We start from the raw sequence: 20393 nt of genomic DNA, 5'->3' as shown, positions 1-20393 counted from the left end.
GATTGAAGCTGCACGCCACTTCGCCTCCCTGCACGGCCCTATTCATGAACCGGCCCAGCGCATGGTGAACAGATCAGCCAACTTGGGCGCGAACGGTGAGGCGAGCGCCGCGCCCAGCAGCGCGTGGTGGGCCGCCTTGATCCGCGCCGACGCCGGACGGCCAAAGCCCATATTGATCTCGGCCTGCTGCGCCCCGCGCTTTGCCGCTTGCCGCCGCGCCGCGCTGAAACGGTTAAAGGCAGCTTTTTGTCTGTTACTCAGTTGCTCGCTGTGCGCTGCCTCCGAGAGCAGCGGGGCCAGCGCCGCCGCGTCCAGCCAGCCGAGAGTCATACCTTGCCCGCCAATCGGACTGACTTGGTGGGCCGCGTCACCGATCAGAGACACCCGGCCCCGCACCATCTCAGCGGCCAGCATCCGCCGCGTCTCGAAGGCGCTGAGCATCTGGCACTCGGCGGTGGGCAGGGGCAGGCCGAGCCGCTCGCGCACGGCGGCGGTCAGATCGACTGGGGTCGCGTCGGGAAGATGCTCAGATGTCCAGACCACCCAGCGCCGCAGACGGTTGGGCAAAGGAAAGGACTCCACCACGCCCTTTTCCGAAAGCTGAATCAGGGCGTGCTGGCCGTAAACGGTGGTGTCGGGGAAATCGCCCATCAAGTAGGTGTCGGCGTAGCGGCGACCCTGATAGGCGATTCCGGCGAGTTGGCGCACCGCACTCCGCGACCCGTCAGCCCCGACCACGAAGCGGGCGCGGAGGTGCTCGACTGCTCCGCTCGTATCTTCAACCGTAACTTCAACACTGTGGCCCTCATCCTTGAGACTGAGGAGCTTGAGGCCGCGCCGCAAAGCATCGGGAGCCAGCTCGGCCAGCCGCTCAGCCAGCAAGCGCTCAGTTTCGCGCTGCGGCAAGCTGAGAATAAACGGATACCGCTCCGAGACGCCCGACAGCGACAGCTCACCGATCACGCCTTGCTTGCCGCGCAGCACGCCGCCCAGAATCGGCAGGCCAGCGCGGATCAGGGCGTCCGTCACGCCAATCTGCTCCAACACCGAGAGAGCGGGCGGGTGCAGACCGATGGCCCGCGAGTGGGCGCTGACCGACAAGCGCTGCTCCAGCACCTGAATATTCAAACCGCGCTGCGCCAGCAAGCTGCCCAGAAACAAGCCAACTGGGCCGCCACCCACGATCAACACGTCAAGCATGGCGGGTGTACTGGTAAAGGAGGAGATGACGAAATGGAAACTGCCGCCTGAGCCGCCAGCCGCTCGGCAGCATTCGGCGCAACTCCGAGGGCGTGAAGCTGCGCCGAATGGAGAGCAGACCGTCGGCGCGGATGAATGAGTCTTTAAACAGGGGCAGAGTCAAGGTGCTGAACACCGCGTAAGGCAGCGGGTGGCGCTCCAAGTCGCTGTGGATGACTTTGCCAAGGCACAAGCGCTGGCAATCGTCCAGTAGAGCCGCCAGCTCCTCGGCGCGGAGGTGGTGGAGCAGGTGATTGGAGATCACGAAGTCGAAGAGGCGGCCCTCGCGCACCAGATCGTGGCTCATGGCCTGCCGGAAACGAATCGGGGAAGCGCCCACAAGTTGCGGCAGGGCCGAGGCGTAGCGAATGGCCCGCTCGTCGGCGTCGATGGCGGTGATGTCGAGCCGCAGACCATCCTGAGCCGCCCAGCGTCCCAACTGACGCGGCACGTCGCCGCCGCCGCAGCCGATGTCGAGCAGGCTGCTGGGCCGGGTGGCCGACAACAGCGGGCGCAACTCACGTTGGTACACTGCACGCCAGCCTGAAACCACCGCATTGACCTGTCCGAAATTCCGGTAAGTCTGCTCCAGCTGGGTCAAATCGCAGTCGTCGGCGTCCATCGCTTCCGGAACGCCGGTCAAGCGCCGCCGCAAGTCGGGAAAGAGCGGTGAGGGGCCGAGTGTCAAGCTAGCTCCCTCGGCAAACAGTCATCAGGCCCATCTCGACGGTCAGGCCGGGGCCGAACGCCATGGCGCACAGCCGCTGGTGGGGCTGGGACTGCTCAGCAGCGCTGTTCAGGTGCTGTTCCAGAATGAACATCACCGTGGCACTGCTCATGTTGCCGTAGTCGCGCAGCACTTCCCGCGAGGGCGTAAGCTGCTCCGCGCTGAGTTCCAAGCTGGCCTCTACCTTGTCGAGAATGCTGCGCCCCCCCGGATGAATCGCCCAGCGCTCGATCTGAGAGTAAGGCGCGTCGGTGAGCGCCGATTCGCGGGCCAGCATCGGTGCCAGCGCTCCCTGGATATGGGCCTCGATGATGTCGGGCACGTAGGTGCTCAGCACCATCTCAAAGCCCTGGTCGCCAATGCGCCAGGCCATATCCTTCTGGCCGATGCCCACCGGGGTCAGGGTCGTCTCGAAGTCGTCGAAGCGCAACTTGGCGCGGTGGCCCAGGTCGGTGCGGGCGCTGACGATAGCGGCGGCGGCTCCGTCGGCAAACAGGCTGCTGGCAATCAGGGTATCGGGGTCGTTGGCGACGCGCATGTGAATTGAGCACAGCTCAGCGCAGATGACCAGCACGGTGGCGTCCGGTTGGGCCTCGCAGAAGGCTTTGGCCATCCGCAGAGCCGGAAACGCCGCGTAACAGCCCATGAAGCCGACGTGAAAGCGCTGGGTGGTGGGAGCAAGGTCGAGCGCCCGAACCACGTCGTATTCCGGCCCCGGCGCGTAAAAGCCGGTACACGACACGGTGATGACGTGGGTGATGTCGCTGGTCTGCACTTCCGGGCAAGCAGCCAGGCTGCGGCGAGCCGCCTCGATAAACAGCTTGGGCGCTTCCTCGGCGTAGAGTTCGTTGCGCTCCCTGGTGCTGGGTTCCAGCAGTCGCCGCTCGGCGGGGTCGTAGAAGAGTCCGGCAGGCAGACTCTGATCGGCGCTTAAGTTGGCCTGCTTGAGTTCGGAGATGACGCTGGCCCGCCGGTCAATGCCGGAAGCATTGTAAATCGAGCCGACCAACCGCTGCGAGAGGCGCGTGAGCTGCGGCTGAATCTTGACCATGTCGCGCAATTCGGACTGGTCGTACACCGTTTCAGGAATGGCGCTGGCCAGCGCGTGAATATAGACAGACATAGCTTAGCCTAGAGACTTGAGCTGACCCAAGCTGTAACAAAAGCAGAGACGGGCTTAAGCAAGGCTTGGGGATTGAATGTATGGATCAGAGAAACGCCGATTTCAGGCCAGCCGCACCGCCAGATGATAAACCTTAAGCATGACCACTCTCCGCTTCTTCGCGGGCAGTTACACTAGCCCGCTGCCGCACGCTCCCAAAGCCGAAGGTAAGGGCATTTACAGCCTGAATCTGGATCTGGACAGGGGCCTGCTCACCGCGCCCCACCTGGCCGCCGAGGTGGCTCAGCCGTCCTTTTTGGCATCCCATCCCCACCTGCCAGTCCTCTACGCCATCAGCGAGCTGGACGAGGGGCAGGTCAGCGCTTATGGCATTGAGCCAGATGGAAGTTTGCAACTCCTCAACCAGCAGTCCACTCAAGGCGCGTCTCCGGCACACGTCAGCGTGGACGCGGCGGGGCGCTACGTCCTGTGTACCAACTATGTCAGCGGCCTCTCGGTGCTGGCTTTTCCGGTATCCGGTGACGGCAGCCTAGAGCCGTGCGCGGCCAGCGACACCCACCACGGGCACGGCCCGAATGCCCAGCGGCAAGAAGGCCCGCACCCCCACAGCGTCACGCCTTCGCCAGATGGCCGACATGCTTACGTGGCCGATCTGGGCACCGACGAGGTGGTGGGCTACGACCTTGACCCAGATCGGCTGCTCAAACGAATTGGACGGGCCAACCTCCCGCCCGGCAGCGGCCCGCGCCACACCGCTTTTGATCCGGCGGGGCTGTTCGCCTTCGTTACGCTGGAACTCTTACCGGGAGTGGCAATTTTGCGACGCGAACCGGAGAGCGGTGAACTGGCCCTGATGGACATCTGCCTGGTTCAGCTGCCCGATTTCAGCGGCACCAACGCCCCCGCCGAGGTGATGGCCAGCCCCGACGGGCATTTCGTGTATGTCTCCAACCGGGGACACGACAGCGTGGCCGTCTTCAGGTTTGATCCGGCCAGCGTCCGCCTGACCTTGCTTCAATACGCTCCGACGCTGGGCCACACACCGCGCGGCTGCGTCCTGACGCCAGACGGCTCACTGCTGCTAGCGGGCAATCAGGACAGCTCGAGCATCACCGTTTTTCGCCGCCAGCATGACAGCGGCTTACTGCAAGTCATGGGCACCTTTGATTGCCCCACGCCGACCAGCTTCTGCTTTGGGTGAAGTGTGTTGGGGAGAGGGTCAGCTTTTCGCTCGTCCCACCACCGCCCACAGAGGATCGCCGCCGCGCCGCCCTTGCATGGGGCTGCGGTCGAGTTGCACGATGTCCGTCCAGTTGCCCGCTTCCTCCAGATAATGCTGCACCAACGCCTGCTGCCCCGCACTGCCGAGCTGATGCCAGATCGCCACCGCCTTGCTGGGAAAGCAGCGGTTGGAAAAGGTGATGACCACCGGCCCGCCCGCCGTGACCACCCGTCCCAGATCGCGTAGCACCGCCACCGGGTCGGTCAGGTAATCCACCGAGACGCACAGGCCTGCTGCGTCGAAAGAATTATCCTCGAAGGGCAAGTGAGCGTCGGTATTGAGGTTTTGCACCACGTAAGCGTTCAGGCACGGGTTGCGGGCCAGCTCAGCTTCGTTGAGGCCCAGCCCGACCACCCGGCCATACTCCACTTCCGGCGGCAAGTGGCTGATCCAACTGCTCATCACATCCAGGACGCGCCCGCCCGCCGGAAAATACTCGCGGTAAAGCTGGGTCACGGCGGCGATGGCCCCGTCGTCGATGTGGGTCACGAAGCGCGGAGAGCGGTAAAACAGCTCGTCGGGCGTCTCGTCTTGCCGCCGGAAGGCATTGGGGAGCAGTTGACTGGTGAGCGGCTTGTCCATGCCCATAGTTTTGGCCGGTCGAGCGGGCCGCGCCGTAAGCTGTACGGCAAAGTCGGCCTCCCGCGTTTTGAGCCGCAGTCGCGCTGCCTGAAGCGTGCTACGGTAGCGCCAGAACACTCAAACCACGAATGAGGACTGACTTTGCCCATACACTCCAGTGACTATTCAGGCGCACACCCCTCCCCAGCAGGAGGCCGCCCGTGATGCTCTCCGGCGTTCGGGTGGCCGACTTTACCCGCGTGCTGACCGGGCCATTTTGCACCATGCTACTGGGCGACCTCGGTGCGGACGTGATCAAGGTCGAGCCGCCACAGGGCGACGACACCCGCGCCTGGGGGCCGCCGTTTCAGGTATCAAGTAGCGGGCGCGAGTCCAGCTATTTTCTGAGCGTCAACCGCAACAAGCGCAGTCTGGTACTGGATCTCAAGAGTGAGGCGGGTCTGGAGGCGGCCCGCGCTCTGATCGCCAGCAGCGACGTGGTCGTCGAGAACTTCCGGCCCGGCACCTTCGAGCGGCTGGGCTTCGGCTGGGAAGCACTCCACGCCGAGTTTCCGCGCCTGATCTACGCCAGCGTTTCGGGCTTCGGACAAAGCGGGCCTTACCGCGAGCGGGCCGGTTACGACGTGATCGCGCAGGGCATGGGCGGCATGATGAGTTACAACGGCGAACCCGGCGGCCAGCCCCTGCGGGTGGGCGTGGCAGTGGCCGACGTGTTCTCGGGAGCGCTGCTAACGCAGGCGATTCTGGCGGCCCTTTACCAACGCGAAAAGACGGGTCAAGGCGAGCGCTTAGACGTGAACCTGCTCGAAAGCGTCATCGCGCTGGGCAGCAGCCAAACCGGGCGCTATCTTGCCACTGGCGAAATCCCCGTGCCCGTCGGCAACGAGCACCGCAGCATCGTGCCTTACGGCACATATGAATGCGGCGACGGTTTTATCAACATCGCGGCGGGCAATGACGCGCTGTGGCGCAAACTGGGCGTGGCTCTAGACCGACCCGAAATGGCGGCTGACGAGCGCTTTGCCACCAACGAGCGGCGGGTGCAGCAGCGCCCCGAGTTAGAGCGTCAACTGGCCGAGGCCCTCTCGCATTTCGGGCGCGAGGAAGTCACCCGGCGCTTGGAAGTGGCGGGCGTGCCGTGCGGCCCAGTCAATGACATGGCCGAGGTGTTCGCCGACCCGCATGTGCAGGCCAGGGGCGTGGCGGTAACGGTTCCGCACGCCTCACTGGGCCATACCACCGTCACGGCTCCCCCGTGGGAAATCGGTGGAGTGACGCCCACCGTGCGCCTCGCTCCGCCCACTCTCGGCCAGCACAGCGAGGAGATTTTGAGCGAACTCGGACAAGACACGCAACCTTAAATCTCTCTTCCCTACCCTACCTCAAGGAGACTTCATGCTCGACTATTTCCAAACCCGTTCGCTGCTCGGCCCCGATGAGCAGCTTGTGATGCAGAGCGTGCGCGGCTACGTGGACGCCAAACTGATGCCGCAAATTGCCGAGTGGTGGGACGACTCCGATTTGCCGGTGCGCGAGGTCATGCGTGAGTTCGGCGCTCAGGGCCTGCTCGGCCCGACCACGCCCGAGGAATACGGCGGCTCTGGCGCGAGTTACAGCGCTTACGGCGCGATGATGTATGAACTCGAGCGCTGCGACAGCGGCCTGCGGAGTGCGGCCAGTGTACAGGGCAGCCTGGTGATGTACCCAATTTTCACCTACGGCAGCGAAGAGCAAAAGCGGCAGTATTTGCCGGGTCTGGCGTCCGGTGAGCTGATCGGCTGCTTCGGCCTGACCGAACCCGACGGCGGCTCCGATCCCGCCGCCATGCGGACCCGCGCCCGCAAAGACGGCGGCGATTACGTGCTCAACGGCAATAAAATGTGGATCACCAACAGCCCGGTGGCCGACCTGGCGGTGGTCTGGGCCAAAGACGACGAGGACGTGATACGTGGCTTCATCGTGCCGAGGGACGCCAAAGGTTTTTCCACGCCCAAAATTCAGCGCAAGATGAGCCTGCGGGCCAGCGTCACCGGCGAAATCGTGCTGGAAGACTGCCGCATTCCGGCTGAAAATATGCTGCCCGGCTCCGGCGGTCTCAAAAGCCCACTGGGCTGCCTGACTTCGGCCCGTTTCGGCATCGCCTGGGGAGCGATGGGCGCGTTGGAGGCGGTGTATCAGACGGCGCTGGATTATTCGGTCAGCCGCACCACCTTCGCCAAGCCGATTGCCTCACGCCAACTGGTGCAAGACAAGCTGGTGCGGATGGTCACCGATCACTCGGCGGGCTTTTTGCTGGCGGCGCAACTCGGGCAGCTCAAAGACAGCGGCAAGATGACCTTCGGGCAAGTTTCGCTGGCCAAGCGCAACAACGTGCGGGTGGCGCTGCAAGGTGCGCGTCTGGCCCGCGAGCTGCTGGGCGGTAACGGCATTACCACCGAGTATCCGGTGATTCGCCACATGCTCAACCTCGAAACAGTGGACACCTATGAGGGCACGCACGACATCCATACGCTGATCGTGGGGCGCGATCTGACGGGTTTGAACGCTCTGGGATAGTCAGTAGGGCAAAGAAATCGGGGCGAAAAGGCTGTCAATATGCCTTTTCGCCCCGCTCTCATGCTGCTCTTTTTAGTGGCCCAGCACTTTGCTGAGGAAGGCCTTGGCCCGCTCGTGTTTGGGATTGTTGTAAAACTCTTCGGGGGTGGTGTCTTCGACGATGTTGCCCTCGTCGAAAAACACCAGCCGGTCGGCCACTTCGCGGGCAAAGCCCATTTCGTGGGTGACGCACAGCATGGTCATGCCAGACCGGGCCAGGCCCTTCATCACGTCCAGCACTTCCTTGATCATCTCGGGATCGAGCGCCGAGGTCGGCTCGTCAAACAGCATCACCTTGGGTTCCATCGCCAGGGCGCGGGCAATCGCCACGCGCTGCTGTTGACCACCGGAGAGCTGCGCCGGGAACTTGAGCGCCTGCTCCTCGATGCCGACCCGCGTCAGCAGTTCCATCGCTTGCTTTTCGGCGTGGGCTTTGGGCGTCTTGCGAACGCGCATGGGAGCCAGCGCCACGTTTTGCAGCACGGTCAGGTGCGGAAAGAGGTTGAACGACTGAAACACCATCCCGACTTCGCGGCGAATGGCGTCGAGGTTCTGGCCTTCTTTAAGTTCGATGCCGTCCACGATGATGGTGCCCTTGTCGTGTTCTTCGAGGCGGTTGATGGTGCGAATGAAGGTGGATTTGCCGCTGCCCGACGGCCCGATGATGACCACCACCTCACCCGGCTGCACGGTCATGTTGACGCCGCGCAGGGCGTGGAAGCTGCCGAAATTCTTGTGAACGTCCACCGCTTTGATGATCGGCTCGGCGTTGGGCTGTAAAGCGGGTTTTTGCAGGGACGCGGTCATGGGTTGGCTCCTTGTGGCAAAGGGTCGGGCGGATGGGCTTGGGCAGTAGACTTGGTGTTCAGCTTACCGCGCTCCCGCCGGCGCTTCCAGCCTGCGGGCCAGCAGCGAGAGCAGGTAAGCAAAGATGAAATACAGCAGCGCCACCGTCAGGTAAATTTCAAAGGTCGCCGTGACCACCCGGTTGGCGGTGATGCGCCCGGCCCCAGCCAGTTCGATCAAACCGATGATACTGACCAGCGAGGTGTCTTTGAAGAGGCTGATAAATTGCCCGACCAGCGGCGGAATCATGTTGCGAACCGCCTGCGGCAAAATAACTTGCAGCATAGTCTGGGTGCCCGAGAGTCCCAGCGCCCGCGCCGCCTCGGCCTGCCCTGTCGGCAGCGCCTGAATGCCTGCCCGCACGATTTCGGCCACGTAAGCGCCGGTAAACAGCGCCAGCGCCGCCACCACTGCCCAGAACTGAGTCCCCTCGCCCAGCACGTAGGGCACGAAGATGAAAAACCAGAAAATCACCGTGATGAACGGCAAGCTGCGGAACAGCTCCACGTAAATGGTGCTCAGGCCGCGCATCACCGGCAAGGTGTTGGTGCGGCCCACTCCGAACAGCAGGCCCAGCGGAATCGCGCCCACGATGCCCAGAATCGCCAGAATGAGGCTGAGCGCCAGCCCGCCGATGTTGACCTGCGGGCTGATGGTGGGAAACAGCATGACCACGCCGATTACGACGCCCAGTACCAGCGGCACCCAGGCGAATTTGGCTTTGAGCTGCGTCATCAAGAAGGCCGCGCCGCCGCCCAGCACCAGCGCCCCAAAGCCCCACAGCCGCCAGATCTCGTCGGCGAACTGCTCGGAACGAAAGCGCCCGATCAGCAAGAACAAGAAGTTGCGCTGCACCTCGTTCCAGCTCGGCAAAGTCACGATCCAGCGCACCAGCAGTCCGGCGATAAACAGCACCACCGCGCTGGCCACGATCACCGACCAACGCTTGTAGGTCTGCTGGGCGGCGTAGGTGAACTCGGCACCCTGACGGCGGCGGTGATCGGCGGCGGCGGTGATGCCCGCGCCGAGGTGCAGCGCGGCAATGGCGATGAGGGCCAGCACCCGCCCGTCCCAGCTTCCGCCCTGCAAGACGGGAAAGGCGATGGCCCACACCAGCGCGGCCGCCGCCAGAAACTGCACGCCGTAGAGGGTTTGCCCGACCAGCAACTGGCCCAGTCCCGGCACGAAATACGAGAGCCACGCCAGCGAAGCGCCGCCGCTGGGCTGAACCGAAGGTTTAACGGTCATCTATTCAGCTCCCTTAACGGCCCGGCAGCGCCAAGCGGCGGCTGAGCAAGTTGAGTAAGAAAGTAATGGTCAAGCTGAGAACAAGGTAAGCCACCGTGATGGCGGTAATGCTCTCGAAGCCCCGGAAAGTGTAGCTCTGCACCTGCGTGCCGTAATAAAACAGCTCGGCCACCCCGATCTGCGAGGCCAGCGAGGAGTTTTTGGTGAGATTGAGAAACTGGCTGCCCAGCGGCGGCAACACCGCCCGGAACGCCTGCGGCAGGGTCACGAGGCTCAGCACCTGCGAGCCGCTCAGACCCAGCGACTTGGCCGCTTCAGTCTGGCCTTTGGGCACGCTGAGAATCCCGGCGCGAATGGTTTCGGCGATGTAGGAACTGGTGTAGACGCTCAGCGCCGCGATAACGGCCCACTGCTCGGGCGAGTGATCAAACAACCAGTTCTTGATCGGCGCGGGCAAGACATTGAGCACCCCGAAGTTCCAGAAGAAAATCTGCACCAGTAAGGGCGTGTTGCGGAAAAACTCCACGTAGGCGGCGGCCACCCGGTTGACCACCGGATTGAGGCTCAGCCTTGAGACGCCCACCAGCGTGCCGAGCAGCATGGCGAACACGATGCCGATCAGCGCCAGCCGGATGGTCAGCAGCATCCCGATCAGGATGGTGGTGAGGTAAGTGCCCTGGGTCAGTTGGCTGGGCTTGCTGAAAATGCTCCAGTCTAGGGTGATGCTGTTGGCGGCAAAACCCGCCCGCACCCGCAGAAAGGCAAACACCGCCAAGGCCACGACCACCACCACAGCGATCACTTGCTGATACACGCTTCTTTGCATGGCGCTCCTTTGGCCGTGAATCCACCAAAAAGGGGAACGAAACATCTGCTCCGTCCCCCCCGACTTGAGGTTAAGAAACGCTTAAGTACAGCAAGATTACCGTTTCGGGATTCCGCATAGAGCGCTCTATCCCTCCACTCCCATCTAGCCGTACTTTTCCCATCTCTCGCTCCGCTCGGCTTATCTAAAGATAAACATTGGCGTACTTAGATCAGCGGCGCACGGGGAACTGCGCGGGAATTTCCTGAGCACGCTTGGGATCGGGCAAGGCGTACTTGGTCTTGGGGCCAAACCACTTGGTAAAAATCTTTTTGTAGGTGCCGTCGGCCCCGGTGCGGCTGAGGCTTTCGTTGACGAAGTTACGCCACTTGCTGTCGTTTTGCTTGAGGATCATGCCGTACGGCTCGGAGCTGAAAAACGGCCCGACGATGGCGTACTTGCTGGGATCAGGTGCACTGGCCTTGAGGCCCAGCAAAATGGTGCTGTCGGTGCTGACGGCGTCGACCCGGCCCTGCTGGAGGGCGGTGAAGGCGTCGGTGTACTGCTGGAGGCTCACGACATTGGACTTGGGCGCGGCGGCCTTGAGGTTGAGTTCGGAAGTGCTGCCCTGCGCGGTGCCGACCCGCTTGCCTGCCAAGTCGCGGGTGCTCTTGATCGGGCTGCCCGCCGGAACCAGTAGGCGCTGACCGTCGAGGAAGTAGGTGTTGGAAAAGTCCACCGTGTCCATGCGTCCGTAGGTGGCAGTGGCGGTGGAGGCGGCGATATCGACGGTGCCGTTTTGCACGAACTCGATGCGGTTTTTGCTGGTGACCTGCTTGAGCACCACTTTAATGGGCTTTTTGCAAACTTCGGTCAGGTCTTTGCCGATTTCCTTGACCAGATCAACGTCAAAACCGGTCACGTCGCCGTTCTCGTCCACGAAGCCGAAAGGCGGGCTATCGTATTTGACGCCAGCGTTGAAGACGCCGTCAGCGCAAATCTGATCGCGGATAGAGGCGGCCGAGGCGACGCTGCCGAGCAGGGTCAGCGCAGTGAGGGCAAACAATTTGGTGGCGAATTTGGTCATGATTTCTCCTTGAAATAATGTAGCGATAAAATGAAGATAGCATAAATACCGAATGCTGAGAATTTTGCTGCGCCCAGACGTACACCGTCTTTACGGAAGCTGCGCTGAGACCAAGACCCACCTCTAAAGAAAATGAGACACCAAATTCATTTGATTTTGACCAATCTGATAGTTCTTAGCGGCTCTGGGTATCCGCTGCGTCACGCAGAGCGTCGCCAAAGAAATTAAAGGCCAGCACCGCCACAAATAAGAAGATTCCCGGCAGCAGCAGCCAAGGATACAGATTGACGGTCTGCAAGTTGCCCGCATCTTTGAGCAGCAGGCCCCAACTGGTCATCGGTTCCTTGATGCCGAGGCCCAGAAAGCTGAGGGTGCTTTCGCCGAGGATGTAGCCGGGCAAGCTGAGGGTGGCGGTGATGACCAGAAAACTGGACAGGTTCGGCACGATGTGGCGCAAGATGACCCGCAAATCCGACGCGCCCACCGCCTGCGCCGCTGAAACGTACTCCACATTGCGTGCCGAGAGCACCTGCCCGCGCACCACCCGCGCCAAGCTCGCCCAGCCGATCAGGGCCAGCACCGCCACGATGCCGAGGTAGACATACGTGGAAGGCCAGCGGGCCGGAATCAGCGTCGAGAGGGCCAACAAAATCGGCAGTCTCGGAAAGCTCAGCAGCACTTCGACCAGGCGTTGAATCAGGTTGTCAGTGCGCCCACCGTAGTAGCCGCTCAGCCCGCCCATGACGATGCCGATGGCAAAGCTGATGAGAATACCCACCACGCCCACCGTCAAGCTGACCTGCCCGCCGACCAAGGTGCGCGAGAACAGATCGCGGCCCAGTTGGTCGGTGCCGAACGGGAAGTAAAACCGATTGGTTTCTGGGCCGGCATCGACGCCGAAGAGGTGCAAAGTGGTTTGAATCCCGAAAAAGCTGTACGGCTCACCGCGCACCAAAAATTCAATCGGTACGGGCGTAGAAGTGTCAGGCACGCTTGTTTTGGCAAACGTCACCGGATCGCGTCCCGTTTTGGAGCCGTAGACGAAGGGGCGCATGAATTGGCCCTGATGCACCCAGTGCAGCGGCTGAGGCGGCTGGTATTCAAAGCCCTGATGCTGAGTGGTGATGCCGTAGGGCGCGAGGAAGCCGCCGAGCAGGGCGCTGAGATACAGCACGACCAGCATCCAGCCGCCCACCACACCCAACTTGGATTTGCGGAATCGGCGCAGGGCCAGCGAAAACGGCGAGGGCGCGGCGGCCGTAGGAGTGGGCAGGGTGGTCACGAGTACCGCACCCGTGGATCGACCCAGGCCAGCACCAAGTCGGCCAGCAAATTGCCGATCAGCAGCAGCACCGCCGAGAGCATCAGCAGGGTCAGCGCGGTGTACTGGTCTTTGTTGAGCAGCGATTCGTACAGGAGCGGCCCGATGGTCGGCAGGTTCATGACGATCGAAATGATGATGGTGCCAGAAATCAGGGTCGGCAGACTCAGCCCAGCGAGGCTGATCAGCGGGTTGATGGCGTTCCTGACTGCGTGACGCCAGATCACGGTGCGCTGAGCGGCTCCCTTGGCCCGCGCCGTCCTTATATAGTCTTGCGACAGCACGTCGAGCATCGAGGCCCGCATCTGGCGCATCAGGCCCGCCACGCCCTCTAGCCCCACCGCCAGCACCGGAATCCACAGGTGGGCCAGCAGATCGCCGAGTCTGGCCCACGACCAAGGCGCGTCGATCATCTCCGGCGAAAACAGGCCGCCCACATTGCGGCTGCCCAGCCTGAGCGTGAGAACGACCAGCAGCAGCGCCAGCAAAAAGTCCGGCACGGCCAGGCCCACGTAGCCCAGAAAGTTCGCCACGCTCGCCGCCACGCCGTGACGGTTAAAGGCGGTGTAAATGCCCAGCGGCACGGCGACAATCCACGAGACCAGCAAGGTCAGCAGGGCGATAAACACCGTCCAGCCCAGCCGCTGACCGATCTGGGTAATCACCGGGGCGTTGGACGCAAACGAAAAGCCGAAATCCAGCCGCGTGATGACGCCCCACAGCCACCGCCCGTACTGCACGATGGCGGGCTGGTCGAGGCCGAGCTGCCGGGTAATAGCCTCTACAGTGGCCTTGGTGAAACGCGGGTCTTCGAGGTACTGATCGGTAAACGAACCGGGTTGAAGTTTAATCACGGTAAAACACACCGCGCTGATAATCAGCAGGGTGGGAATCATGCCGAGAATGCGCCGCAGAGCGAAGATCAGCATTCGGCGTGCGGCGCGTGGCTGATGGGGTGTGAACGGGACAACATCGGGTCAAGCATGGTTGGGGCCACCTCAGCGGGATTCATTCTTGAACACTTGTCAAAACCAAACATGTGGCTTAGCAAAAAAGGCCGCGCCTTTCCCACAAGCCACACGTTGTACGCGGTAAGTCTTACTTCTGGTACACCAGCGGCACCGGATTGTAGCCGGGAATCACACCGAGGTTGTAGATGTAATTGCCGTACTTATTGCTGATGACTCCGATGTTGTCGGGCTTGGCAATCGGCGTGACCGGCAGGTTCTGGGCAAACAGGTTCTGCCAGCGGGCATACAGGGCCTTGCGCTGGGTTTTGTCGGTGGTGACGCTGCCTTTGTCGAAGATGTCGTAGATCTGCTTTTCCCACGGCTGCATCTTGGCGAGGTTGGGTGTTTCGCCGTCTTTGGCGGGTTGCAAGCTGCGGTGCCAGTAGTACAGCGCTCCACCGGGTTGCCAGATCGGCTTGCGGAGTTCGGGGTCGGGCTGATCGCCAAAGGCTGCCAGAATCACCTGCCAGTCGCCGCTCAGGCCGGTCGAGAGGAGCTTGCTCGACAAAACGCCCTTGAGGTTGACCTTGACGCCAATTTGTTTAAAATCGCTCTGCAAAATAGTCGCCATCGGCGGGTAAACGCTGGAATCGGTGCCGTAGGTCAGATCGAATTCCAGATTCTTGCCCTTGCTGATATTGCGGACGCCGTCACCGTCGGTGTCTTTAAGGCCCAGCGCGTCGAGCGCCTTGCCAGCGGCGGCCAGATCGAATTTGCCGAGCTGGGCAGTCGTCTTGATGTAGAAAGCAGTGTTGACTGGCGCAACGCCGTGTCCCGGCAAGGTGGCGAGGCTGTTGTACACCGTGTCAATGATGCGCGGGCGGTTAATCGCCGTTTGCATGGCACGCCGGAAGCGGGTATCGGAAAAGATTTTAGCCAGCGCGGGGTCGGCGGCGTCGAAATTGTACGCCAAGAAGGGCGGGCTGCCGAACAGCGCCTGACTGCGAATGACCTTGAAGGCTGCGCCCGCCACTTCTTTTTGCTTGAGGTCGGGAAACTGAGCGCCGGAAATGTTGATCTGGTCTATGTTGCTCGCCAGAAACGAGGCGACCTGCGCCTGCGGATCGCGGATAATCAGGAAGTCCAGCGAAGCGAGGTAAGGCAGCTTGTTGCCAGCACTGTCGACTTTCCAGTAGTTGGGGTTGCGCACCAAGCTGACTTTCTGACCCGGCGTGTAGCCTTGCAACTTGAACGGCCCGGTGCCCACGATATCGGCAGGCGGGGTGGTGGTGGGCCAAGCGTTGTTGACGTCCGCACCCTTATATTTGCCGAGTTTGTGCTGCGGCATGATGAAATTGCGGAGCTGCAACAGAAAGGTCGGGCTGGGCTGCGGCAAGTTGAAGCGCACCGTGCCCGCGTCCACCTTCTCCACCGTGATCTGTTTGCCGCCGAGCATGAAGCTGGCCGCGTCTCCGGCCCGCGCCTCGGGGTTCATGATGAGCTGCTGATAGGTGAACACCACGTCGTCGGCGTTAAAGGCCTCGCCGTCGCTCCACTTGACGCCCTGACGCAGCTTGAAGGTGTACGCTTTGCCGTCGGGGCTGATCGTCCACGACTCGGCCAGCGCGGGTTCAAGCTTGTAGGTGTCGAGGTTGAACTCCACCAGACCGTCAAAGAGCTGCTGGGCGATCAGGCCGAGGTTGTTGTCAATCACGCCGTAGTACATCAGACTCTGCGGGCTGTCGCCGAGGGCCAACGTGTAGTTGCCCCCCGCCTTGCCGGTGGTGACGCCGAGCTTGGGATAGGCCGCCATTTTCTTGGGCGCGGCGGCGGCGCTGCCAACCAGAATCAGGGCGCTGAGCAGCACCGTAGAAGTCAGCAACGTGGAAGAGAACGTGGAGCGGTATGTCATGGAGAACCTCCAAAAAGTAGGTGAAGGGGCTGAACGCGGGGAAAGCGAACCGATCCGAACTGAATTTCAACTGAAGCTGCCGCCCACTATAAGACCATTCCTAGACCACTTGCAAGCGTGGTCAGCGGTAATCGGCGTGTTCCTGCTCCCAGTTGGTACGGAAGTGGTACGGTAAATGAAGATGCCTGCCCGCCTTTCTTCTCCAGTGCCCTCAGCGCTTGCAGCGGCCTTGCCGAGCGGGGCGGGGCTGTCGTCGAGCCCACGCTACTTGCAGGTGGCCGGAGCGCTGCAAGCCGCCATCGAGCGCGGCGAGTACCCTGCCGGAAGCGCTCTGCCTGCCGAGCGCGAATTGGCCGCGAGGCTGGGCGTCTCGCGGGTCACGGTGCGCCAAGCCACCCTCAAGCTGGCCGAGCGCGGCTTGGTGGTGCGGCGGCACGGCAGCGGCACCTTTGTGGCCGCCAGCGGGCCGGAGCGCATCCAGCATCCCTTATCGCGCCTGACCAGCTTTACCGAAGACATGCACTCACGCGGCCTGAGCGCGGGCGGGCAGGTGCTGAGTTTTGGCGCGGGCCACCCCAACCCGCAAGAAGCCATGCAGCTCGGCCTCTCGCCGGGTCAGCGGGTCTACCGGGTGCGGCGGCTGCGCACGGCTGGCGGGGAAGCGCTGGCCGTCGAGGAGAGCATTCTGAGCGCCGAGCGGCTGGGCATTCTCAGCGCCGCCGACGTGCAGGACGTGAGTTTATATGCCTTGATGCAGCAGCGCGGCGCGGCTCCAGTGCGTGCTCTGCGGCAACTGCGGGCCGTCAATGCCGATCAGGAGTTGGCTGAGCTGCTGGGTGTGCCTTTGGGCGCGGCTCTGCTGTCCACCGAGCGGGTGGCGTGGGACGCGGCGGGAAGAGCAGTGGAACTGGCCCGCGCCTCTTACCGGGGCGACCGCTACGACTTCGTGATGGAGCTGCGCGAAGCGGGGACGTAAGACGGCAGCCGCTGAAATCGGTTCAATGCCTTGATCCTAAGCAGCGTGTTGACTTCCAGTCCGTTCACTGACGTGTCCCCTTTTGCAAGCGCCAGACCAACCGGGTCGGTCAGGTCAGACTCGGTTCATTTGATGGCGCTATCCGGCACAATGCTCTACCCTCAGCTCATGCCTAGCGCTCACCGCTCTGACTTGCTCATCGTTACTCCGCATTCGTCTGGGGCGCTGCCGCCGGAAGTGCTGCGAATCATGCTGGGCGCAGACGCTTTTGATACCGACAAGCGCGAAGCCTTTTTGCGCCGCGTCTTCTTGGAAGGCGACCCGTATACCGACTTGATTTTCAATGTGCCAAACGCCGCGCACCTGAGCGCACCCTGGAGCCGCTTTGCCGCCGACCTCAACCGCGAGCGCGACGATGAGAGCGACAACGGTGTGCTCAAACTCTTTGATTTTGCCCGCTCGCCGCTGTACCCCTCAGGATTCAGCTTCTCGCCGGAAGCCAGAGAAGCGCGGCTCAGGGCGATTTGGGATCCTTTTGAAGCGGGCCTGAGTGCGGCGCTGATCGGCAAGCGCCTACTGATTGTGGGCCACAGCATGGCTCCCTACGGCCCGTCACTGGGCCCAGACACCGGAAAGCCGCGCCCCGGCATCACCTTGATGCTCGGCACGCCCGCCGAACCCTCGTTTCCAGCAGCCCAATTCACGGCCCTTCAAAACGCCGCCGAACAAGCCTTCGCGCAGGTGCTGACCGGCGAAACCTTTACGCAAGTCGCTGTCAATGATCCGTGGAGCGCCGACGCCATCAGCGTGCGCCACGCCCGTCAAAGTGGCGCGGCGGCCTTTGGAATAGAAGTCAACGCGGGTCTTTACCTCACGCCGGACGGTCAGGTGCGGCCTCAGCAGTTGGCAAGGCTCAACGCGGCGTTTGAGGTGTTTGCCGACTCAGCGCTGGCGGTGGTGGGCTAAATCAAAGCGGCAAATTGGTGGGGCATCGCTCAAGACCAAGACTGAACCGGAGGTGAGCAGATGACCAATCAACGGGTACTTCTGACCGGCGGAACGGGAAAGCTGGGGCAACGGGTGGCGCGTGAACTGGTGAAAGAGGGGTTGAGGGTACGCGTCCTGACTCGGCAGCTTCCAAGTCACCCTGATCCCGCTTACGAGTGGGCGCAGGGCGATTACGTCAGCGGCGCGGGCTTGGCGGACGCCTTCAGAAATATAGACACCGTTGTTCACACCGCCCACGACCCGCAGCGGCCCAAGCGCGATCTGGCGGGGGTGGCGCGGCTCCACAGTTACAGCCTCGCGGCGGGGGCGCGTCACTTTATCCAGGTCGGGATCGTGGGCGCGGCGCGGGTGCCGGGGTTTGGCTATTACGCTGCCAAAGTGCAGGCCGAGGCCATGCTGGCAGAGAGCGGCTTGCCCTTCTCCATCTTCCGCGCCGCCCAGTTTCATCCGTTCGTGGCCGGGTTGCTCAGCAGTTTGGAACGCGGGCCGCTCGTTGTGGTTCCAGTGGGAACGCTGCAACCTGTAGACATCGGCGAAGTGGCCGCCGCACTCGCTCAGCACGCCCTCAGAGGTCAACCCGGCGTGGAAGAATGGGTGGGGCCGCAGGTGCTGACCCTAGAACACTTGGCCCGCCAGCACCTCAGAGCCAGCAAAAAATCCAAGCCCGTCAAAGCCTTGAACTTGCCTCTGCCTGTCTTTAAAGCCATTGCGGGCGGCGCACTCACTGATGCTCAAGCGGCGCGGGGGCGCAAGACGTTTGAAACTTGGCTGGCCGAAACACAGCCCGCCTGAGACACCGGGTTCTTGAGAAACTAGGTCAAAGTGCCCGTTGCAACTCATCTAAACTCACCGACTGCACGCCCTGCACCGCTTCCAAATCAGGAATGCGGGCCGCGTCCATTTCACCGCTAAGAATGCCGTAGCGCTCCACGCGGCGGGTATTTTGACTCACCAAGCCCGCCACCCGCTCAATGTGCTGCAACGTTTCTTGCAAAGCGGCAGGTGAAGCGCAGACCTCAGCTCTCAAAGTGACGTGCACTTTTTGAACTTTGCGCCCTTTTGAACTGCTTTGTCCCTGAAGCGGCTGGTTTCGTTCGGCCTGAGCAGGTTGTTTGGTGAGTGCTGGACTGGACATCGTAACGGGCCTCCATGTTACAGCTTAATCCAAAAACCGCGTCCAATTGCTGCCAACACACGAAAGTTCTTTGGGCTCTCTGCGTCTTCTTCAAGGAAAGTGTGCTTTAATATAATACGGATATTATATTATGATCTAAGCAGAACAATTGCCGAACAGTCGAGTGCAAAGACGGTTCTCAATCTTTAAATGGCCTGAAAAGCGAAGGGAATATCGCTGCTAATTCCCAAAAATATGAACCAAAAGAAGGAGCGACCCTGACATAGTCGCCCCTTTTCGCTCACTTCACTTCATAGAACTTCATACTTGTGGGGGTGGCACCTGAACCACGCCCACGCCCACATCGGTGGCGGGCGCGGCGACCTGGCGGACGTGCTGTTTGAGGCTGTTCCACAAAGCTTGGCCCGAAAGCTCAGGAAACTGCTGTAGATAATGCGGCGTCGCCATGCTGATGCCGGAAATCCGCTTGTAACCGCCGCCAACCCACGCCGAGTACACGCCGACGCCCGGCGCGGCCACTTCCACACTGCCGACTGCGTCCACCGCTCCGCAACTGAAGAACGCCGGTTGGTCGCGGCCATCCACCGCCGCCACCGCCAAAATAGACGGACAGGCCGCCGGGTTACCCACCGGAGCGATCAAAGCTGGGCGCTGGCTCTCGTTGCCCGCCGCCGCGATCAGCAAAATGCCCTGCGAAAGCAGCGTGGACGCCACCCGCTCGTAGGGGTCGCTGTAAGGCTGTCCGACTTGCCGGGCGCTGCCAAGGCTCATGGACAAGATGTCTGCACCCTGATCGGCGGCCCAGTCGATCGCGTCCAGAATCTGATCGTCGTAGCCGTGCCCGTACTGATCGAGGACTTTGGCAATCAGCAGTTCGGCATCTGGAGCCACCGAGTAACGGAAGCCGCCCGCCGACACCGCCTTGCTTGCGATCACGCCCGCGCAGTGGGTTCCGTGTCCGTTTTGGTCTTGCACGTCCGGTTCGCCCGGCACAAAGCTCTGGCTGTTGCCGGGCAGTACGGCAAAGTCGGGATGCATCAAATCGAGGCCGGTGTCGATCACCGCCACCTTGATATTTTTGCCAGTCACGGTTTGCCGAGCGGGGTCGAGGCCGATCTGTTCTAAAGCGCGGTTGACAGGTGAAGAAGCAGGCAGCGTTTCGGCATGTAGCGCAGACTGACCAGCTGGATCTAGCAGCACCAGCGGCGGCAGGTGACGGCGCTGATTACGGGCCACCGCGGCCATCAACTCGTCTACTTGCTGCGGGGTCAGGTTGGCCACCGCCACCGCCAAGCGTGAATATACGCGGGCGTGAACACCGTTGCGCTGCTGCAAAATGGTACGCGAGGTGCGGCCTTGCGCGGCGGGGCCGGCCAACTCAGCCACGTTCAGCACGCGGGCCAGCACGGTTTCATTGTCGCCAGTCGCCGACTCGAACACGATCACGTATTGGGGATTTTCGCGCAGCAAGAGTTCCATAACGCTGATTGTCGCTCAAAAGTGGCAATGGCAGCACGGCCAAGCCGAAAGAGATTCGGGAGCTGATCCACAAAAGTG

The 20393-nt window shown here is 62.0% G+C and carries 19 protein-coding genes; 6 read left to right on the top strand and 13 right to left on the bottom strand.

What is annotated here, in order from left to right; genetic code table 11:
- Window positions 1–42 precede the first annotated feature (42 nt).
- Genes EHF33_RS17200 through EHF33_RS17190 form a run of 3 tightly spaced genes read right to left on the bottom strand, consistent with a single transcriptional unit; the run spans window position 43 to window position 3089 of the window.
- Window positions 43–1200, bottom strand: coding sequence for an FAD-dependent oxidoreductase (locus tag EHF33_RS17200; protein WP_124874464.1), 1158 nt, complete (start codon window positions 1198–1200; stop codon window positions 43–45).
- Window positions 1193–1927: a class I SAM-dependent methyltransferase gene (locus tag EHF33_RS17195; RefSeq protein WP_124874462.1), complete on the bottom strand. Its 735-nt coding sequence runs from the start codon at window positions 1925–1927 to the stop codon at window positions 1193–1195. Before EHF33_RS17195 ends, EHF33_RS17200 begins: the two co-directional genes overlap by 8 nt.
- A gap of 1 nt (window position 1928) precedes the next feature.
- Entirely contained in the window at window positions 1929–3089 is a 1161-nt protein-coding gene (locus EHF33_RS17190) for a type III polyketide synthase (RefSeq protein ID WP_124874460.1), read from the bottom strand.
- A gap of 139 nt (window positions 3090–3228) precedes the next feature.
- Here EHF33_RS17190 and EHF33_RS17185 point away from each other — a divergent pair, with 139 nt between their 5' ends.
- Window positions 3229–4290 (top strand): lactonase family protein, encoded by a 1062-nt coding sequence (locus tag EHF33_RS17185; RefSeq protein ID WP_124874458.1) that lies wholly within the window; start codon window positions 3229–3231, stop codon window positions 4288–4290.
- An 18-nt stretch (window positions 4291–4308) separates the two neighbouring features.
- Here EHF33_RS17185 and EHF33_RS17180 read toward each other — a convergent pair whose 3' ends face one another.
- Window positions 4309–4953 (bottom strand): class I SAM-dependent methyltransferase, encoded by a 645-nt coding sequence (locus tag EHF33_RS17180; protein ID WP_124874456.1) that lies wholly within the window; start codon window positions 4951–4953, stop codon window positions 4309–4311.
- A gap of 203 nt (window positions 4954–5156) precedes the next feature.
- On the opposite strand from EHF33_RS17180, the gene EHF33_RS17175 reads away from it, so the two are divergent.
- Both EHF33_RS17175 and EHF33_RS17170 read left to right on the top strand, forming a co-directional pair.
- Entirely contained in the window at window positions 5157–6314 is a 1158-nt protein-coding gene (locus EHF33_RS17175) for a CaiB/BaiF CoA transferase family protein (RefSeq protein WP_124874786.1), read from the top strand.
- Window positions 6315–6348: 34 nt separating this feature from the next.
- Window positions 6349–7509 carry an acyl-CoA dehydrogenase family protein gene (locus tag EHF33_RS17170; RefSeq protein ID WP_124874454.1) on the top strand — a complete coding sequence of 387 codons (1161 nt, stop codon included), beginning with the start codon at window positions 6349–6351 and terminating at the stop codon, window positions 7507–7509.
- A 72-nt stretch (window positions 7510–7581) separates the two neighbouring features.
- Here EHF33_RS17170 and EHF33_RS17165 read toward each other — a convergent pair whose 3' ends face one another.
- From EHF33_RS17165 to EHF33_RS17135, 7 genes are all read right to left on the bottom strand, one after another.
- Entirely contained in the window at window positions 7582–8355 is a 774-nt protein-coding gene (locus EHF33_RS17165; protein WP_124874452.1) for an amino acid ABC transporter ATP-binding protein, read from the bottom strand.
- 63 nt (window positions 8356–8418) lie between these two features.
- Complete coding sequence (locus EHF33_RS17160; protein WP_124874450.1) at window positions 8419–9642, bottom strand: amino acid ABC transporter permease; 1224 nt, start codon at window positions 9640–9642, stop codon at window positions 8419–8421.
- A gap of 13 nt (window positions 9643–9655) precedes the next feature.
- Window positions 9656–10468, bottom strand: coding sequence for an amino acid ABC transporter permease (locus EHF33_RS17155; RefSeq protein ID WP_124874448.1), 813 nt, complete (start codon window positions 10466–10468; stop codon window positions 9656–9658).
- 211 nt (window positions 10469–10679) lie between these two features.
- Complete coding sequence (locus EHF33_RS17150; protein ID WP_124874446.1) at window positions 10680–11534, bottom strand: ABC transporter substrate-binding protein; 855 nt, start codon at window positions 11532–11534, stop codon at window positions 10680–10682.
- Window positions 11535–11709: 175 nt separating this feature from the next.
- A complete protein-coding gene (locus tag EHF33_RS17145; RefSeq protein WP_124874444.1) occupies window positions 11710–12816 on the bottom strand; it encodes an ABC transporter permease in 1107 nt (368 codons plus the stop codon).
- A complete protein-coding gene (locus tag EHF33_RS17140; RefSeq protein WP_124874442.1) occupies window positions 12813–13784 on the bottom strand; it encodes an ABC transporter permease in 972 nt (323 codons plus the stop codon). The genes EHF33_RS17145 and EHF33_RS17140 overlap by 4 nt, the downstream gene beginning before the upstream one ends.
- A 169-nt stretch (window positions 13785–13953) precedes the next feature.
- Window positions 13954–15717, bottom strand: a complete 1764-nt coding sequence (locus EHF33_RS17135; RefSeq protein WP_124874440.1) for an ABC transporter substrate-binding protein — start codon at window positions 15715–15717, stop codon at window positions 13954–13956.
- A gap of 181 nt (window positions 15718–15898) precedes the next feature.
- On the opposite strand from EHF33_RS17135, the gene EHF33_RS17130 reads away from it, so the two are divergent.
- From EHF33_RS17130 to EHF33_RS17120, 3 genes are all read left to right on the top strand, one after another.
- Window positions 15899–16693, top strand: coding sequence for a GntR family transcriptional regulator (locus EHF33_RS17130; protein ID WP_124874438.1), 795 nt, complete (start codon window positions 15899–15901; stop codon window positions 16691–16693).
- 168 nt (window positions 16694–16861) lie between these two features.
- Window positions 16862–17659 carry an N-formylglutamate amidohydrolase gene (locus EHF33_RS17125; RefSeq protein WP_124874436.1) on the top strand — a complete coding sequence of 266 codons (798 nt, stop codon included), beginning with the start codon at window positions 16862–16864 and terminating at the stop codon, window positions 17657–17659.
- A 60-nt stretch (window positions 17660–17719) separates the two neighbouring features.
- Window positions 17720–18493, top strand: a complete 774-nt coding sequence (locus EHF33_RS17120; protein ID WP_124874434.1) for an SDR family oxidoreductase — start codon at window positions 17720–17722, stop codon at window positions 18491–18493.
- A gap of 25 nt (window positions 18494–18518) precedes the next feature.
- On the opposite strand, the gene EHF33_RS17115 is transcribed toward EHF33_RS17120, so the two are convergent.
- Both EHF33_RS17115 and EHF33_RS17110 read right to left on the bottom strand, forming a co-directional pair.
- Complete coding sequence (locus EHF33_RS17115; protein ID WP_124874432.1) at window positions 18519–18836, bottom strand: hypothetical protein; 318 nt, start codon at window positions 18834–18836, stop codon at window positions 18519–18521.
- Between the two features lie 300 nt (window positions 18837–19136).
- Window positions 19137–20315, bottom strand: coding sequence for a S8 family serine peptidase (locus tag EHF33_RS17110; RefSeq protein ID WP_124874430.1), 1179 nt, complete (start codon window positions 20313–20315; stop codon window positions 19137–19139).
- Between the last annotated feature and the right edge of the window lie 78 nt (window positions 20316–20393).

This window comes from Deinococcus psychrotolerans (genome assembly GCF_003860465.1).
GTDB lineage: Bacteria > Deinococcota > Deinococci > Deinococcales > Deinococcaceae > Deinococcus > Deinococcus psychrotolerans.
Note: the sequence above shows the minus strand (reverse complement) of the source record. Positions and strands in the feature narration are given on the sequence as shown.